This window comes from Wenjunlia vitaminophila DSM 41686 (assembly GCF_000380165.1).
GTDB classification, from domain to species: Bacteria; Actinomycetota; Actinomycetes; order Streptomycetales; family Streptomycetaceae; genus Wenjunlia; species Wenjunlia vitaminophila.
The window spans coordinates 176,880-194,022 of the sequence record NZ_KB904658.1 but is presented as its reverse complement, the minus strand read 5'-3'; the positions used below and the strand labels follow the sequence as shown (position 1 = coordinate 194,022).

Sequence of the window (17,143 nt, the reverse complement as noted above, 5' to 3'; positions counted from 1 at the left end):
CGGCACCTACCCCTCGACCTCGGCCGCCAGTCTGGCCAGCACCTCGTCGTAGATGCGGTTGAGTCCCTTGGGGGCGAAGGTCCTCTCGAAGAAACCCCCGATGCCGCCGGCCCCGGTCCAGGTGGTCCGCACCACGACCTTGGCCCGTCCCGCTCCGGCGGGGGTCACCGTCCAGGTGGTCACCATCGAGGAGTTGGCGTCCCGCTCCTCGAGCTGCTCCGGGGTGGGCGCCGTCACCCGCAGCAGACAGTCCCTCACCCGCTTGGAGGTGGCCTGGAGCCGCCAGTGCACGACGGTGCCGGGGCCGGTGCCACCCTCACGCACCTCGTACTCGCTGAAGTGCTCGCTCAGCAGCTTCTTGCGGGTGCCGCCGTAGTCCGCGACCGCCGCGTACACGCGCTCGGGGTCCGCGCTGACGACCCGCTGTGTCGCTGCCTCGACCTGTGCCATCGCTGTGCTCCTCCGTTGCCGGTCCTGGCCGGTCGTTCCACCGGCCGTGGCTGGGTCCGACGCACACCGGGCCCGTGGGCGGCGCTCCCGGTGAGCGCCGGTGACTGCCGGTGCCCGACGTCGGTTCGTGCGCGGACCCAGCCAACCACGCGGGGGCGTCCACGGGCGCCTCGGGGCCGTTCACCCACGGGGAAACGAGTGAACAAGCGACCGAAGGATCGGGGGGCGAGCCCGAGCCCCCCAGCCCAGCCCCTGGTCAGCGGACCTTCCAGAGAACGAGCTGGTAGTTGAGGCAGAGCAGCAGTAACGCGCCGTCGCCGCTGAAGGAGAGGGCGAACGGAAGGCTGTCCCGCTCCGTCTCCTCGACGTCCGCGTCGAACTCCCGGAGGGGGTTCCAGGTGCCGGTGGACCAGGTGCGGACCACGCCTCCCGTCTGGCCGACGGCCAGGGACCTTCCGTCCGGGGAGAACGCCAGGGAGCTGACGGGCTGGGGGAAGGTCAGGACCTGCTTGATCTCCGACCGGCTGTGGGTGTGCCACAGCCTGACCTCGTCCTCGAGGGAACCGGCGAGGACCTTGCCGTCCGGGCTGACCGCGAGGTCGGTCACGCCGCCCGGAACCACCAGGTTCGCGGTCAGCCGTCCACTGGTGACGTCCCAGTAGCGCAGCTTCCCGGTCGAGGTGCCCGCGATGAGTGTTCGGCCGTCGTGGCTGAACGCCACGTCCGCGAGCACTCCCTCCACGTCCGGCTGCGTGCGGCGCACCGGGTCCACGAGGGTGACCGTCTTCCTGCGGGACGCGACGTCCCACAGCGTGATCGTGGACTCCGCGCTGAAGGCGAGGACCGTGCCGTCCCGGCTGAACTTGAGGCGGTCCTCCCCGGACATCTTCTGGTCCGGGTCCCCCTGGAGCCTGGCCACCTCCTTGTGGGACGCGACGTCCCACAAGGTGACCACCGCTGTGTCGTCACAGGCGGCGAGGAGCGAGCCGTCCGGGCTGAACGCCAACTCGCCGACCGTGTGGTCGATTCCCGTGCCGAACCTGCGGGAGGGCGTCAGGGAGTCGAGGGGTTCCAGGGTGGGGACGTGACGCAGGACGACGTTGCCGTACAGGTCGCCGGCCGCGATCGTCCTGCCGTCCGGGCTGATCTTCGCCGTGGTCAGGAGGGTGTCCCACTCCTCGGAAACGGCGAGGGCGGGCGTCCGGCTGACGTGGGGTGAGGGGGACCGCGGGGCGCCCGAGGTGGCCGCTTCCGACGGGGCGGCGCCCGGCGGGGTGGAGGCCCCGGCAGCGTCCACGTCCGGGGCGTCGCCGCTGCCCGCCAGCAGGTCGAGTCCGAGCGGGACGGCGACGGCAGCGGCGGCCGTGGCCCCCAGCGCGCCCAACAGGAGTCGGCGCCGGGTCGGGTGCCGGCTCCCCGGCTGCCCCGGGGGTTCGGTCGTCCCCGTCCCGGCAGGGGGTGCCGACCGGTCCGCCGCTGGGGCGCCGTTGGCGAGGGCGGTCTCAGTCGGCAGGTCCGCGGTCATGCCGGGGGCACAGGACGGGGGTGCCGGGTGTGGTGCGCCGGGTGGGTGTGCCGTGCCCACGGACTCCGTCGGGGTGCCGACGGCTGGCGCGGCGCCGAACTGTCCCGCGGCCGTGCCGATGGCCGTGGCGGTGCCCAACTCCACGTGCGGGCCGCCTTCGTCGGACAGCCCGAGGACCCGGATGATCTCGGCGTGCTGCTCGTCGATGAGCGCGTGCACCGCCTCGGGCCAGGGCCGAACCGTCGGGGCGAGCTGTCCGAGGGACTGAAGGACTCCGGTCGGGGTGGGCCGTTGTGTCGGGTCCTTGGCCAGGCACCGCCCAGCGAGCTCCCCCAGCTCGTCGGGGACGCCGGTGAGGTCGGGGGCGGCGTGCACGACCTGGTAGAGCGTCTGCGGTGTGGACGAGCCGGCGAAGGGCACCCGCCCGGTGCACGCGTGGACCAGGACCGCGCCGAGCGAGAAGACGTCGCTCGCCGGAGTGAGCGGGTGCCCCTCGGCCTGCTCGGGCGACATGAACGCGGGGGAGCCGACCAGCCAGCCGGTGCGGGTGATCGCGGTTCCGCCCTCGCTGTCGGTGGCCCGTGCGATCCCGAAGTCGATGACCCGGGGCCCGTCGCCGGCGAGCAGGACGTTGGACGGTTTGAGGTCGCGGTGGACCAGCCCGGCCCGGTGGATCTCGCCCAGGGCGGCGGCGAGGCCCGCGGCCAGGCGTGTCGCCGCCTCGGCCGGCAGCGGGCCGGTCCTCCGCACGACGTCGCTCAGGGCGGGGCCCGGTACGAACACCGACGCCAGCCACGGCAGTGGCGCGTCCGCGTCCGCGCCCACCACCGCGGCCGTGTACGCGCCGGACACCTTCCGGGAGGCCTCCACCTCACGACGGAAACGCAACCGGAACCCGTCGTCCTCCACGAACTGCGGGCTCACCACCTTGACCGCGACCAGGCGCCCGTCCGGGGTGACACCGAGCAGCACCCGCCCCATGCCGCCCCGCCCCAGTTCGGTCACCAGCCGGTACGGGCCAGCCACCGGCCGGTCCCGCTCCCCCAACAACTCCACCGGCCTCTCCAGGTCGTCCGTGCCGTGTACGGCGCTTCGTCAGCCGAAGCCCGCTCGCACGTGCCGCCACGCCCGGTGGGTCGTTCACCCCTCCGGCGCGCAAGGGCAACGCGCACCGGGGCCCGTGCGGCGCTCCCGGTGAGCGCCGGTGGCTGGCCGGCGCCCGACGTCTGCGTGCGCGGACCCAGCCAACCACGCGGAGGCGTTCACGGGCGCCTCGGGGCCGTCCACCACGGGGAGACGAGCGAACGGGAGAACCCGGTCAGGCGGGCGGACGAAAGGGACGACGGAGGGAGACATGGACAGGGATACGAACAAGCGTTCTAATAGAGGTCGCGCACCCGAGGAGGCACCATGCGGTGGGAGAACCTGAGCCTGGAGGACCGGCCCGTCACGGCCGCGCCCGCCCTGTTCGGCCAGCACGCGGTGAGCCGCACCTTCGACACCCCGGAGTTCCGGGGGATCACCTTCCACGAGGTGCGGGCCCGGTCCATCGTCAACCGGGTGCCCGGGGCGTCCCGGATGCCGTTCGAGTTCACCGTCAACCCCTACCGCGGGTGCTCCCACGCCTGCGTGTACTGCTTCGCCCGCAAGAGCCACAGCTACCTGGACCTCGACACCGGCCTGGGCTTCGACTCACAGATCGTGGTCAAGGTCAACGCCCCGGAGCTGCTGCGCCGCGAGCTGTCCGCGGCCCGCTGGAACGGCGACCACATCGCCATGGGCACCAACGTGGACTGCTACCAGCGGGCGGAGGGGAGGTACGCGCTGATGCCCGGGATCATCGCGGCGCTGCGCGACCACGCGAACCCGTTCTCCATCCTCACCAAGGGCTCCCTGATCCTGCGGGACCTCGACCTGCTGCGGCAGGCCGCCGAGGTCACCGAGGTGGGCACGTGCGTCTCGGTGGGCTCGCTCGACCCCGACCTGTGGCGCACGGTGGAGCCCGGCACCCCCTCCCCGGCCAAACGGCTCGAGGTCTGCCGCACCCTCAACGACCACGGCGTTCCGTGCGCGGTGCTGATGGCTCCGGTGCTGCCGTACCTCAGCGACTCCCCCGACCAGCTACGGGCCACGGTCCGGGCGGTCGCCGGGTCCGGCGCCACCTCGGTCACCCCCCTGGTGCTGCACCTGCGTGAGGGAGGCGCCCGGGAGTGGTTCATGTCCTGGCTGGCGCGGCACCACCCGCGGCTGGTCCCCCGGTACCGGGCGCTGTACGGCGGCGGCGCCTACGCCCCGCGCTGGTACCAGCGGCGGATCACCGGCCTGGTGCACGAGCTGGCGGCCGAGTACGGCTGCGCCCCCACCCGTTCCTCCTCCGCCCGCAGGCTGCCGGCGCGACCGGCCGAACCCACGGCCACACAGCTCACCCTGGTCTGACCACCTCGTCCGGTTTTCCGGCGTCCATCCTCTGGCGCCTGTAGTTACCCACGAGTTAAAGTCGAGCGGTCAGCCGGTCCCCACCCGTCACCCGGGGGCCGAGCCGCACGGCGGTGACGGTGACGCGACCGCAGTGGACGTTCCGCGCACACGCGCTCCGGCCCCGGGACAGGGTCGGGGCCCTCCCGGGCACCGGGGTGTGCGCCCGGCGTTCCCTGCCCCGGGCCCGACGGCCCTCCCCGTCGTCGTCCCCCGCCCGCGGGGGCTCCCCACAGGAGCGTCAACTGATGGACCGACACCCCAGCACGGCGCATCCCTGTCCCACCGTCGCCATCATCGGTCTGGGCACCATGGGCACCGGCATCGCCGAGGTCATGGCCAGCAGCGGCCGAAGGGTCATCGGTGTGGACATCGACCCGCACGCCGCCACCACCGCACACCAGGCCCTGGACCGGGCCACCCGGCGGGGCGTCACCCGCGGGCGGCTCACCGAGGAACAGCGGCAGGAGACGCTCGCCCGTTTCCGCACCCACCAGGACCTGGCCGCGGTGTCCGAAGCCGACCTGGTCGTGGAGGTGGTCCCGGAGAACCTGGAGCTGAAACGGGAGGTCTTCGCCGACCTGGACCGGGTCTGCCGCCCCGACACCGTCCTGGCCACCGGCACCATCGCGCTGTCCGTCACCCGGATCTCGGCCGCCACCTCCCGGCCGGACCGGGTGCTCGGGCTGCACTTCTTCAACCCGGCGCCCGCGATGAGGCTGGTCGAGGTGGTCTCCACGGTGCTCACCTCCGAGGAGACCACCGCGAAGGCGACCGCGCTCGCCGAGGACCTGGGAAAGAGCCCGGTGGAGGTCGGCGACCGACCGGGCTTCGTCGCCGACGGGCTGCTGTTCGGCTACCTGAACCAGGCCGCGGCGATGTACGAGTCCCGCTACGCCTCCCGCGAGGACATCGACGCGGCCATGCGCCTGGGCTGCGGGCTGCCCATGGGCCCGCTCGCCCTGCTGGACCTGATCGGGGTGGACACCGCCAGGACCGTGCTGGAGGCGATCTACGAGGCGTCCCGGGACCGCCTGCACGCCCCGGCCCCGGTCCTGAAGCAGTTGAGCGCGGCGGGGCTGCTCGGCCGCAAGAGCGGGCGCGGCTTCTACACCTACGCCGGACCGGGCTCCGCCGCCGTCGTGCCGGACGCGCGGACCCCGGACCCGGCTGCCCCGGCCCCGCCCGGCAGGGTGGTGGGGTCGGTCGGCGTGGTCGGGTCGGGAACCATGGCCAGCGGCATCACCGAGGTGTTCGCCAGGGCGGGCCACCCGGTGCTGCTGGTGGGGCGCAGCGGGGAGAGGGCGGAACGGGCGCTGCGGCGGCTCGTCGGTTCCCTGGACCGATCGGTCGCCAGGGGGCGGTTGACGGCGGCGGAACGGGACCGTGCGGTGGGCCTGGTGTCGGTGAGCGGCGCACCGGACGGGCTGGCCGCCGTGGACCTGACGGTGGAGGCGGTCGCCGAGGAACTCACGGTCAAGCAGCAGGTGTTCCAGACCATGGACAAGGTGTGCCGGCCCGGCACGGTGCTGGCGACCACCACGTCGTCCCTGCCGGTGATCGCCTGCGCCCGGGCCACCGGGCGCCCCCGGGACGTCGTGGGGATGCACTTCTTCAACCCGGCGCCGGCGATGAGGCTGGTGGAGGTGGTCTCCACGGTGCTCACCTCGGAGGAGGTCACCAGCACCGTGGTGGGTCTGTGCGCCTCGTTGGGCAAGCACCCGGTGCGCTGTTCCGACCGGGCGGGGTTCATCGTGAACGCGCTGCTCTTCCCCTACCTCAACGACGCGGTGAAGATGGTGCAGTCGCACTACGCCACCGTGGACGACGTGGACACGGCGATGCGGCTGGGCGGCGGTTACCCCATGGGTCCGTTCGAGTTGCTGGACGTGGTGGGGCTGGATGTCTCGCTGGCCATCCAGCGGGTGCTGCACCAGGAGTTCCGGGAGCCGGGGCTGGCTCCGGCCCCTCTGCTCGAGCACCTGGTGGCGGCGGGCTGCCTGGGCCGCAAGACCGGGCGCGGTTTCCGCGAGCATGCCCGGCACTGACCGTCGCGGGCCGGAACGGGGAGGACGAGAACGGGTTCCGGGTGCCCGCAGCGGTGGGCACCCGGTGAACGCGCGGGGGCCCGCGGACGGGCACGTCAGGCGCCACGCGGCGGACTGGGGCGGGCTGTTGGCGCCGGGGCCGTGGCCCGCTCCTCGCCCGGAGGGGGGCGTGCGGGCCGTCCCGTGTTACGTTCCGCACATGTCTGAGCCCCGCGCCACCGCACGCAAGCCGGAACCGCACCCACCGGAGGCCGCCAACGGGCGGCGGCTCTCCGCGCAGCGCCACCGGGTGCGTCAGGACCTGGCGACCGCCGCGATGAAGCTGTTCGCGACCCGGGGCTACGAGGCGACGACCGTGGACGACATCGCCACCGCCGCGGGGGTGGCCAGGCGCACCTTCTTCCGGCACTTCAAGTCCAAGGAGGAGGCGATCTTCCCGGACCACGAGGACACCCTGGTGCGCTGCGCCGACCTGCTCGCCTCCGCTGATCCCAGGGAACACCCGCTGGACACCGTGTGCCGTGGCATCAAGGAGGTGCTGCGGATGTACGCGGAGTCCCCCACGGTCTCGGTGGAGCGGTACCGCCTCACCCGGGAGGTGCCCGCGCTGCGGGAGCGGGAGATCGCCTCGGTCGCCCGCTACCAGCGGCTGTTCACCCGGTACCTGCTGGGTCACTTCGACGACGCCGCGCACTTCGACGGGGACGACGACCCGATGCTGGCCGAGGTGGCCGCCGCGGCGGTGGTGGCCGCGCACAACCACGTGCTGCGGCGCTGGTTGCGGGCGGGCGGCAAGGGCGACGTGGAGGCCCAGCTCGACCACGCCTTCGAGGTGATCCGGACGACGTTCGGCACCGGGATCGGCGTCGGTGACCTGCACCGGGCCCCGGCGCGGGTGACCACGGGAGGGGACGTCCTGGTCACGGTGGCGCGCACGGACGCGCCGTTGCCCGAGGTCATGCGCGTGATCGAGCGGGCCCTGGAGGCCCATCGGAGCTGAGGCGGTCCAGCGGTGGCCGTGTCCCCTCGGGGGCACGGCCACTTCTGCTGTGCGCGCCGGCCGAACGCGGTTTATGGCACCGAGTGTCTTTACTCATGGCACGCCGTGCCATAACCTGGCCGTGGTCCGGTCGGGCGACGTGCAGAGCCCTCCGTACGCCGTCTGTCCCCTCCAGCGCCCGGACCGAGCCGCGTCACCGGCACCGTCACACCACCCGATCACCCGCTGACCGAGCGTTCCCTCACGCGTCTTCCCCGCGCCACGCCGGAGGCACCGAAGTGAAACAGATCATCGACGCGATCCTGGCCTCGACCGCAACCCGGGGCTCCGCGGTCGCCCCAGAGGACTTCGCGGCCCTGCCGCTGCCCGACTCCTACCGTGCGGTGACCGTCCACAGCGACGAGGTGGACATGTTCGCCGGAGTGCCCAGCCGGGAGAAGGACCCCCGCCGGTCGCTCCACGTCGAGGAGGTGCCCGTCCCCGAACTCGGCCCCGGTGAGGCCCTGGTCGCCGTGATGGCCAGCTCGGTGAACTACAACAGCGTGTGGAGCTCGATCTTCGAGCCGGTCCCGACGTTCGCGTTCCTGCGGCGGTACGGCCGGCTCTCCGCCCTCACCGCCCGCCACGACCTGCCCTACCACGTGCTGGGCTCCGACCTCGCCGGGGTGGTGCTGCGCACCGGCCCCGGGGTGAACCTGTGGCGGCCGGGCGACGAGGTGGTCGCCCACTGCCTGTCCGTGGAGCTGGAGTCGGCCGACGGCCACAACGACACCATGCTCGACCCGGAGCAGCGGATCTGGGGCTTCGAGACCAACTTCGGCGGCCTGGCGGAGATCGCCCTGGTCAAGTCCAACCAGCTCATGCCCAAGCCGGACCACCTCACCTGGGAGGAGGCCGCCTGCCCGGGGCTGGTGAACTCCACCGCCTACCGGCAGTTGGTCTCCCGCAACGGGGCCGGCATGAAGCAGGGCGACAACGTCCTGATCTGGGGCGCCTCCGGCGGGCTCGGCTCCTACGCCACCCAGTACGCCCTGGCCGGCGGCGCCACCCCGGTGTGTGTGGTCTCCTCCCCGGAGAAGGCCGAGCTCTGCCGCGCCATGGGCGCCGAGGCGGTCATCGACCGCACCGCCGAGGGCTACGCGTTCTGGAAGGACGAGCGGCGCCAGGACCCCGCGGAGTGGAAGCGCTTCGGCCAACGCATCCGCGAACTGACCGGCGGCGAGGACGTGGACATCGTCTTCGAACACCCGGGCAGGGAGACGTTCGGCGCCTCGGTCTACGTCACCCGCCGGGGCGGCACCGTGGTGACCTGCGCCTCGACGTCCGGCTACGTCCACGAGTACGACAACCGGTACCTGTGGATGAGCCTGAAGCGCATCATCGGCTCCCACTTCGCCAACTACCGCGAGGCGTGGGAGGCCAACCGACTGCTGGCCAAGGGCCGCATCCACCCCACCCTGTCCCGCACCTACCGCCTGGAGGACACCGGGCAGGCCGCCCACGACGTCCACCGCAACGTGCACCAGGGCAAGGTGGGCGTCCTGGCCCTGGCGCCCGGGGAGGGGCTGGGCGTCCGCGACCACGAGCTGCGCCAACGCCACCTGCGGTCGATCAACCTGTTCCGCCAGGACCCACCGGAGCCGACCCACGAACGGAACGGAACGGGCGGGTTGGCGGCCCGGCGGGTCGGGAGCGCCTGATGGCCCGCACCGGCAGGGACACCCCGTGGCTGATGCGCACCTACGCCGGGCACTCCTCGGCGGAGGAGTCCAACGCCCTGTACCGCCGCAACCTGGCCAAGGGCCAGACCGGGCTGTCCGTCGCCTTCGACCTGCCGACCCAGACCGGCTACGACCCGGACCACCCCCTGGCCCGCGGCGAGGTGGGCCGGGTCGGCGTGCCGGTGGCGCACCTCGGCGACATGCGCCGGTTGTTCGACGGCATCCCGCTCGACGCGATGAACACCTCGATGACCATCAACGCCACGGCCCCGTGGCTGTTGGCCCTGTACCAGGTGGTCGCCGAGGAGCGGGGCGTGGACGTGGCGTCGCTGACCGGGACCACGCAGAACGACATCGTCAAGGAGTACCTGTCCCGGGGGACCCACGTCTTCCCGCCCGGGCCCAGCCTGCGGCTGACGACCGACCTGATCACGTACACCGTCCGGCACATCCCGCGCTGGAACCCCGTCAACATCTGTAGCTACCACCTCCAGGAGGCGGGAGCGACACCGGTCCAGGAGATCGCCTACGCGATGTGCACCGCCATCGCCGTGCTGGACGCGGTGTTCGCCTCGGGACAGGTGCCCGAGGAGCAGCGGGCCCGGGTGGTGGGCCGGGTGTCGTTCTTCGTCAACGCCGGCGTCCGGTTCATCGAGGAGATGTGCAAGATGCGGGCGTTCGCACGGGTATGGGACGCCGTCGCCAGGGAACGCTACGGTGTGACCGACCCCCGGCAGCGGCGCTTCCGCTACGGGGTGCAGGTCAACTCCCTCGGCCTGACCGAAGCCCAGCCGGAGAACAACGTCCAGCGGATCGTGCTGGAGATGCTCGCGGTGACGCTCTCCAAACGGGCCCGGGCCAGGGCTGTCCAGCTCCCGGCGTGGAACGAGGCGTTGGGACTGCCCCGCCCCTGGGACCAGCAGTGGTCACTCCGGGTCCAGCAGGTGCTGGCCGAGGAGAGCGACCTGTTGGAGTACGAGGACATCTTCGACGGGTCCCCGGTGATCGAGGACAAGGTGACGGCGCTGGCCCAGGCCGCGACCGCGGAGATCGCCCGGGTGCAGGAGCTGGGCGGCACCGTCGCCGCCGTGGAGTCGGGGTACCTGAAGTCCGAACTGGTCGCCGCGCACGCCGAGCGCCGGGCCCGGATCGAGTCCGGCGCCCAGCGGGTGGTGGGCGTCAACTGCTACCGGGCCACCGAGCCCAGTCCGCTCACCGCTGACCTCGGCACCGCGGTGACCACCGTCGACCCCGGCCACGAGAAGCGCCTGGTGACCGCCCTCGAACGGTGGCGCGCGGCACGTGACCCGGCCGGGGTGGCCGCGGCGCTGCGCCGGCTGCGCCGGGACGCGGCGACCGACGCCAACCTGATGCCGGCGACCCTGGAGTGCGCCAGGGCCGGGGTCACCACCGGGGAGTGGGCCGGCGCGCTGCGGGAGGTGTTCGGGGAGTACCGGGCGCCCACCGGGGTGTCGGGGGCGCCGGTGGGCGTGGCCGCGGAAGGCCCGGGGCTGGCCGCGGTCCGGCGCGCGGTGGCGGACACCAGCGAGGCTCTGGGCCGACCGTTGCGGCTGCTGGTCGGCAAGCCGGGGCTGGACGGGCACTCCAACGGCGCCGAGCAGATCGCGGTGCGCGCCCGCGACGCCGGGTTCGAGGTGGTGTACCAGGGGATCAGGCTCACCCCGGAGCAGATCGTGGCCGCCGCCGTCGCCGAGGACGTGCACTGCGTGGGTCTGTCCGTGCTGTCCGGCTCGCACGGGGAGCTGGTGCCCGAGGTGCTGGCGGGGCTGCGCGGGGCCGGCGCGCCGGACGTCCCGGTGGTGGTGGGCGGGATCATCCCGGCCGCCGACGCCGAGGTGCTGCGCGCCGCCGGGGTGGCCGCCGTGTTCACCCCCAGGGACTTCGGCATCACCGAGATCATCGGTCGTATCGTCGAGGAGATCCGCCGGGCCCACGGCCTGGAACCCCGGGCCCGTCCGGCGGACGCGACCGGATCGACAGCCGGCCCAGGTTCCGGCCACCACCCCCCGGCCGGACCCGTTCACCGAGAGGACCCCCCGCACCGATGACCGTCAACCGCCAACGTCCCCGCCGGTCCTGCCTGGCCGTGCCGGGCAGCAACCCGCGCTTCCTGGAGAAGGCCCAGGGGCTCCCCGCGGACCAGGTCTTCCTCGACCTGGAGGACGCCTGCGCGCCGCTGGCCAAGGAAAAGGCCCGGCACCTGATCGTCGACGCCCTCAACAACGGCGACTGGACCGGGAAGACCCGGGTGGTCCGGGTCAACGACTGGACCACCCACTGGACCTACCGCGACGTGGTCACCGTGGTGGAGGGCGCGGGAGCGAACCTGGACTGCCTGATGCTGCCCAAGGTCCAGGACGCCACCCAGGTCAGGGCGCTCGACATGCTGCTCACCCAGATCGAGAAGACCGTGGGCCTCGAGGTCGGCGGGATCGGCATCGAGGCCCAGATCGAGAACGCCAGGGGCCTGGTGAACGTGGACGAGATCGCCGCCGCCTCACCGCGCCTGGAGACCATCGTCTTCGGTCCCGCGGACTTCATGGCCTCCATCAACATGAAGTCGCTGGTGGTGGGCGAGCAGCCGCCGGGCTACCCGGCCGACGCCTACCACTACATCCTGATGCGCATCCTGATGGCGGCGCGCGCCCACGACCTCCAGGCGATCGACGGGCCGTACCTCCAGATCCGCCACGTGGAGGGGTTCCGCGAGGTGGCCCGGCGCGCCGCGGCGCTCGGCTTCGACGGCAAGTGGGTGCTGCACCCGGGGCAGGTGGAGGTGTCCAACGAGGTGTTCTCCCCGTCCCAGGAGGACTACGACCACGCCGAGTTGATCCTGGACGCCTACGCCCACGCCACGTCGGAGCAGGGCGGGATGAAGGGGTCGGCGATGCTGGGCGACGAGATGATCGACGAGGCCTCCCGGAAGATGGCGCTGGTCGTCGCGGGCAAGGGCCGGGCCGCCGGGCTGAGGCGGACCACGGCGTTCACCCCGCCGCAGCAGGCGGGCGAACCGGGCGACGGGAGGGGTTGACCACGATGCGGTTCGGGCGGACCTTCGAGGAGTTCACCGTCGGTGACGTGTACCGGCACTGGCCGGGCAAGACCATCACCGAGTACGACGACCACCTGTTCTGCCTGCTCACCATGAACCACCACCCGCTGCACCTGGACGCCAACTACGCGGAGAACGGCACCGACTTCGGCCGCAACGTGGTGGTGGGGAACTACGTGTACTCGCTGCTGCTCGGCATGTCGGTGCCGGACGTGTCCGGCAAGGCCATCGCCAACCTGGAGGTGGAGTCGTTGCGGCACGTCGCCCCCACGTTCCACGGGGACACCCTCTACGGCGAGACCACGGTGCTGGCCAAGACCCCGTCGCGGTCCCGGCCGGACCGTGGGGTGGTGCAGGTGGAGACCCGCGGGTACAAGCAGGACGGCACCGTGGTGTGCGTCTTCCGGCGCAAGGTGATGGTGCCCACCGCGCTCCACGTGGCGGAGCACGGCGGTGAGCAGCCGGCCCGCCCGAGCCCCGCCGACACCGGTCCGGCCCTGGGCTGAACGTTCCACGCCCGCCACGTCCCGCCGACGCCCGCCGACGCCCGCCGTCACCGCTCCCGGCCCCGCCCGGCCCCCGAGGCCGGGCCCGGCCGGGAGGCGCCCCCACCGGTGCACCGCCTCACAAGGAGAAGCAGACATGGGCCGCCTCGCGCACACCGAAGGCCTCACCGACGTCCAGCGGGAGATCCTGGCCACGGTCCGGGACTTCGTCGACAAGGAGATCCTGCCGGTCGCCACCGAACTGGAGCACCGGGACGAGTACCCGGCGGAGATCGTGGAGGGGTTGAAGGACCTGGGGATCTTCGGGCTGATGATCCCGGAGGAGTACGGCGGGCTCGGCGAGTCGCTGCTCACCTACGCCCTGACCGTGGAGGAGATCGCCCGGGGGTGGATGAGCGTGTCCGGGATCATCAACACCCACTTCATCGTGGCCTACCTGCTCCAGCACCACGGCACCCCGGAACAGCGCGCGTACTTCCTGCCCAGGATGGCCCTCGGGGAGGTCCGCGGCGCGTTCTCCATGTCGGAGCCGGAGCTGGGCTCGGACGTGGCGGCGATCCGCACCCGCGCGGACCGCGACGGCGACGACTTCGTGATCAACGGGCAGAAGATGTGGCTGACCAACGGGGGCAGCTCGAGCCTGGTCGCGGTGTTGTGCCGCACCGACGAGGGCCACCCGCAGGGCACCCCGCCGCACCGCTCGCTGACCACGTTCCTGATCGAGAAGGACCCGGGGTTCGGGGAGAACCCGCGGGTCCCGGGGCTGACCGTCCCCGGCCGCATCCAGAAGATGGGCTACAAGGGGGTGGACACCACCGAGCTGGTCCTGGACGACGTCAGGGTTCCGGCCGACCGGGTCCTGGGGGGCGCGACCGGTCGTGGCTTCTACCAGATGATGGACGGCATCGAGGTGGGCCGGGTCAACGTGGCGGCGCGGGGGTGTGGCATGGCGTTGCGGGCCTTCGAACTGGGTGTGGTGTACGCACAGCAGCGACGGACGTTCGGCCGGCCGATCGCGCAGCACCAGGCCATCCAGTTCAGGTTGGCGGAGATGGCCACGAAGGTGGAGGCGGCGCACCAGATGATGGTCACCGCTGCCCGGAAGAAGGATTCCGGTCAACGAAACGACCTTGAGGCGGGGATGGCCAAGTACCTGGCGTCGGAATACTGCAAAGAGGTGGTGGAGGACTCGTTCCGTATCCACGGGGGTTATGGGTACTCCGCCGAGTACGAGATCGAGCGACTCTACCGGGAGGCCCCGATGCTGCTCATCGGCGAGGGCACCGCAGAGATCCAGAAAATGATCATCGGTAGAAGGCTGCTGGAAGAGTACCGAATCACGGGGTGATTGTCCGAGTTCGAGCGGGTTTTCTCGCCGTCGATAACCCGGGTGAGCTCTCTGTTTCGGCCACCGACTCACGGTCTGGCTTGCTCAGTTGGCACCGACTGCCGATACCATCGTGGAAAGCCGCCGTCCCCATTTTCTCTGCGGCATCCTCCGCCACGAAGGTCTTCCATGCCCCACAACCAGCCGTCTATGTCATCCTCTGCGACAGCCGAGGGAGCGGACTGGGGGCCCCCTGTGTCCCGCTGGTGGGCCCGGGGCTCGGGCCACGCGCCGCGCGGTCCAGGACGTGTCACCCTGGCCCGCGGGGCCTCGCCGTGGCTGGTGCCCACGGTGGCCACCGCAGCGCTCTGCCTGGCCCGCTCCCGGCGCTCCGCGCGCTGGGCAGCGGCGGCGGTGCCGGTCACCGCGCTCGCCGGGGCGATGCTCTGGTTCTTCCGTGACCCGGAGCGCCAGATCGGCACCGGCAGGGTGATCTCGCCCGCCGACGGCGTGGTGCAGAGCATCATGCCGTGGCCGGACGGACGCACCCGGGTGGCCATCTTCATGAGCCCCCTCAACGTGCACGTCAACAGGGCACCCGTAGCGGGAGCGGTCACCAGTGTCGAGCACGTGCCCGGCGGCTTCGTGCCGGCCTTCAACAAGGAGAGCGAGCACAACGAGCGGGTAGTGTGGCATTTCGCCAGCGAACTCGGCGATCTGGAGATGGTGCAGATCGCGGGCGCGGTGGCCCGACGCATCGTTCCCTATGTGGATGCTGGTGCCAAGGTGGAACAAGGAGAACGGGTCGGCCTGATCCGCTTCGGTTCGCGGGTTGACGTCTACCTCCCCGAGGGCGTCGAGCCCGCGGTCGAAGTCGGACAGACCACACAGGCTGGGGTGACACGCCTTGACCGTGATTGATCCCGATACCAAGGCAGCCTGGGTGCCGGACGGGGTGGACGAGCCGGACGAGATGCCGCTGTCCATGCGGCTGTCGATAGCGGACACCCTCACCCTGTCCAACGCCGCCTGCGGCTTCCTGGCGGTGTACTTCACCACCACCGGGGTGCTGGTCCCGCACCTGATGGGCGCGAGCGACGGCGGAATGGCCCGGCGCAGCGCGGCCACCGCGGTGATCCTGATGCTCCTCGCCTCGGTCTTCGACCTGTGCGACGGCCTGGTCGCCCGCAAGCTGCGGAGCTCCGCGATGGGCGCCGAGCTGGACAACCTGTCCGACCTGACCAGTTTCGGCCTGGCCCCGGCCTACTTCGTCCTGGTCTGGGGGATAGTGGCGGACGACGGGCACCAGCGGGTGTCCGCGGTGACCGCCATCGTGTTGCTCCTGGCCGTGGTGTTGAGGCTGGCGAGATTCTCCTGCACCACCATGCCCAACGGCGTCTTCCAGGGGATGCCCAGTCCCTTCGGGGCGTTGACGGTGATCTCCGTGGTCCTGCTGGAACTGCCCTTCGTCCCGACCGTGGCGGCGATCGTCGGTGTGGCGTGGCTGATGGTGAGCCGGGTCGAGTACCCCAAGCCGCGGGGCCGGCTGGCCCTGGCCACGCTCTGCTGGATCTTCCTGTCCATGGCCTGTCTGGCGGCCTGGACGGTGGACGCCCCGGGCAGCACCGCGCTGCTGCACATGGGCGCCTCGTTCCAGTTGGTGTCGGCCGCGCTGATCCCGCTGCTCGCCACCGCGCGCCGGATCAACACGGTCCGGGACAACCGCCGCGAGGCCCGCGCCGCACACCTGCGGTAGCCCGAACGTCCCCGTGGGGCCCGAGCGCGACGCGCTCGGGCCCCACGGCTGTTCCGGTGGACCGGTCGGTCCGTCCCGTGGGTGCCGGGGCCGCCGGGGCCGCTCAGCGCAGCGCGAAGTCGCGGGCGATCCGCTCCCCCACCCGCTCCAGCAGCGGCCCGGCCTCGGCCATGGACCTGGCCGGGTCCGGTTCGAGGGCGGACAGCGCGTAGGTCCTGGCGAACCCGGCCCCGAGCAGTTCCTCGGGTTCGAGGGCCAGCCGCCCGCACACGGCCACCACCTCCACGCCCCAGCGCCGGGCCGCGCCTGCGACCCCGACCGGGGCCTTGCCGCGCAGCGTCTGGGCGTCCAGGGAACCCTCGCCGGTGATCACCAGGTCGGCCCGGGCCAGCGCCTCGGCGAACCCGAGCACCTCGAGCAGCAACTCGATCCCGGGCCGGAAGGTCGCTCCGAGGCCGACCAGCGCGCCGTAGCCGATGCCGCCCGCCGCCCCGGCTCCCGGCGCGGAGACCGCGTCGGCCGCGGACGGACCGACGGAGTCGGCGAGGACCCGCGCGTAGTGGTCCAGCGCCGCCTCGAGGCGGGCCACCTGTCCGCTGTCGGCCCCCTTCTGGGGACCGTAGACGGCGGCGGCACCGGTCGGCCCGAGCAGCGGGTTGTCCACGTCGCTCGCCAGCACCACCTCCGTGGTGGCCAGCCGGGGGTCGAGCCCAGACAGGTCGGCGGTGGCCAGGTCGCACAGGGGGCCGCCGCCGGACGCCAGCGGCCGGCCCGCCCGGTCGAGCAGCCGGGCGCCCAGGGCGCTGAGCATGCCCGCGCCTCCGTCGGTGCTCGCGCTGCCGCCCACGCCGAGCACGATCCGCCGCGCCCCGGCGTCGAGCGCCGCGGCGATCAGTTCGCCGGTGCCCCGGGTCCCGGCCTCCAACGGTGCGAGGCGGCCCCGCGGCAGCCGGCTCAGCCCGGACGCCTCGGCCATCTCCACCACGGCCGTGCCCCCGCGCACCGCGAAGGCGGCCCGCACCGGTGTGCCGACGGGCCCGGTGACCTCCACCTCGAGGCGCTCGAACCCCGCAGCCACCGCGGCGTCCACAGTGCCGTCGCCGCCGTCAGCGACGGGCAGCACCCGCACCGCGAGGTCGGGGACGGCGCGGCGCAGCCCGAGACCGAGGTGGTGCGCCACCGCCGCCGCGGTGAGCGAGCCCTTGAACTTGTCCGGTGCGATCAGCACCCGTGGTCCTGCTGCCACCGTGCTCCCCTCGTCG

13 protein-coding genes are annotated in these 17,143 nt (G+C 72.4%); 10 read left to right on the top strand and 3 right to left on the bottom strand.

The genetic code is table 11. The features are described from left to right. Nucleotides 1-6: 6 nt before the first annotated feature. Nucleotides 7-450: an SRPBCC family protein gene (locus tag A3IG_RS0109400; protein WP_018383308.1), complete on the bottom strand. Its 444-nt coding sequence runs from the start codon at nt 448-450 to the stop codon at nt 7-9. A 256-nt stretch (nt 451-706) separates the two neighbouring features. Next, on the bottom strand, nt 707-3,031 hold the full coding sequence (locus tag A3IG_RS31830) for a WD40 repeat domain-containing serine/threonine protein kinase (RefSeq protein ID WP_018383307.1): 2,325 nt from the start codon (nt 3,029-3,031) through the stop codon (nt 707-709). A 354-nt stretch (nt 3,032-3,385) separates the two neighbouring features. On the opposite strand from A3IG_RS31830, the gene A3IG_RS0109390 reads away from it, so the two are divergent. The 10 genes from A3IG_RS0109390 to A3IG_RS0109345 all read left to right on the top strand — a co-directional run bounded on the left by A3IG_RS0109390 (nt 3,386) and on the right by A3IG_RS0109345 (nt 15,881). Next, complete coding sequence (locus tag A3IG_RS0109390) at nt 3,386-4,411, top strand: Rv2578c family radical SAM protein (protein ID WP_018383306.1); 1,026 nt, start codon at nt 3,386-3,388, stop codon at nt 4,409-4,411. A gap of 287 nt (nt 4,412-4,698) precedes the next feature. Then, nucleotides 4,699-6,498 (top strand): 3-hydroxyacyl-CoA dehydrogenase family protein, encoded by a 1,800-nt coding sequence (locus A3IG_RS0109385; RefSeq protein WP_018383305.1) that lies wholly within the window; start codon nt 4,699-4,701, stop codon nt 6,496-6,498. 199 nt (nt 6,499-6,697) lie between these two features. Continuing rightward, nucleotides 6,698-7,498 carry a TetR family transcriptional regulator gene (locus A3IG_RS0109380; RefSeq protein WP_040911137.1) on the top strand — a complete coding sequence of 267 codons (801 nt, stop codon included), beginning with the start codon at nt 6,698-6,700 and terminating at the stop codon, nt 7,496-7,498. Between the two features lie 278 nt (nt 7,499-7,776). Beyond that, nucleotides 7,777-9,198 carry a crotonyl-CoA carboxylase/reductase gene (gene ccrA / locus A3IG_RS0109375; RefSeq protein ID WP_018383303.1) on the top strand — a complete coding sequence of 474 codons (1,422 nt, stop codon included), beginning with the start codon at nt 7,777-7,779 and terminating at the stop codon, nt 9,196-9,198. Next, complete coding sequence (locus tag A3IG_RS0109370) at nt 9,198-11,288, top strand: protein meaA (protein ID WP_018383302.1); 2,091 nt, start codon at nt 9,198-9,200, stop codon at nt 11,286-11,288. Before ccrA ends, A3IG_RS0109370 begins: the two co-directional genes overlap by 1 nt. Then, entirely contained in the window at nt 11,285-12,271 is a 987-nt protein-coding gene (locus A3IG_RS0109365) for an HpcH/HpaI aldolase/citrate lyase family protein (protein ID WP_018383301.1), read from the top strand. The genes A3IG_RS0109370 and A3IG_RS0109365 overlap by 4 nt, the downstream gene beginning before the upstream one ends. 5 nt (nt 12,272-12,276) lie before the next feature. Next, a complete protein-coding gene (locus tag A3IG_RS0109360) occupies nt 12,277-12,798 on the top strand; it encodes a MaoC family dehydratase (RefSeq protein ID WP_018383300.1) in 522 nt (173 codons plus the stop codon). A 136-nt stretch (nt 12,799-12,934) separates the two neighbouring features. Beyond that, a complete protein-coding gene (locus A3IG_RS0109355; protein ID WP_018383299.1) occupies nt 12,935-14,146 on the top strand; it encodes an acyl-CoA dehydrogenase family protein in 1,212 nt (403 codons plus the stop codon). A 234-nt stretch (nt 14,147-14,380) separates the two neighbouring features. After that, a complete protein-coding gene (locus A3IG_RS0109350; RefSeq protein ID WP_018383298.1) occupies nt 14,381-15,046 on the top strand; it encodes a phosphatidylserine decarboxylase in 666 nt (221 codons plus the stop codon). Beyond that, nucleotides 15,033-15,881: a CDP-alcohol phosphatidyltransferase family protein gene (locus A3IG_RS0109345; RefSeq protein ID WP_026220070.1), complete on the top strand. Its 849-nt coding sequence runs from the start codon at nt 15,033-15,035 to the stop codon at nt 15,879-15,881. Before A3IG_RS0109350 ends, A3IG_RS0109345 begins: the two co-directional genes overlap by 14 nt. 103 nt (nt 15,882-15,984) lie before the next feature. On the opposite strand, the gene A3IG_RS0109340 is transcribed toward A3IG_RS0109345, so the two are convergent. Then, the gene (locus A3IG_RS0109340) at nt 15,985-17,127 is read right to left on the bottom strand and encodes a glycerate kinase (protein ID WP_051087431.1); all 1,143 of its coding nucleotides are present in this window, start codon (nt 17,125-17,127) and stop codon (nt 15,985-15,987) included. Nucleotides 17,128-17,143: the final 16 nt, after the last annotated feature.

Excerpts from the sequence above, each read along its gene's own strand:
- A3IG_RS0109380 (WP_040911137.1), top strand. The coding sequence starts at position 6,698 with ATGTCTGAGCCCCGCGCCACCGCACGCAAGCCGGAACCGCACCCACCG.
- A3IG_RS0109355 (WP_018383299.1), top strand. The coding sequence starts at position 12,935 with ATGGGCCGCCTCGCGCACACCGAAGGCCTCACCGACGTCCAGCGGGAG.
- A3IG_RS0109390 (WP_018383306.1), top strand. The coding sequence starts at position 3,386 with ATGCGGTGGGAGAACCTGAGCCTGGAGGACCGGCCCGTCACGGCCGCG.
- A3IG_RS0109400 (WP_018383308.1), bottom strand. The coding sequence starts at position 450 with ATGGCACAGGTCGAGGCAGCGACACAGCGGGTCGTCAGCGCGGACCCC.
- A3IG_RS0109365 (WP_018383301.1), top strand. The coding sequence starts at position 11,285 with ATGACCGTCAACCGCCAACGTCCCCGCCGGTCCTGCCTGGCCGTGCCG.
- A3IG_RS0109360 (WP_018383300.1), top strand. The coding sequence starts at position 12,277 with ATGCGGTTCGGGCGGACCTTCGAGGAGTTCACCGTCGGTGACGTGTAC.
- A3IG_RS0109370 (WP_018383302.1), top strand. The coding sequence starts at position 9,198 with ATGGCCCGCACCGGCAGGGACACCCCGTGGCTGATGCGCACCTACGCC.
- A3IG_RS0109385 (WP_018383305.1), top strand. The coding sequence starts at position 4,699 with ATGGACCGACACCCCAGCACGGCGCATCCCTGTCCCACCGTCGCCATC.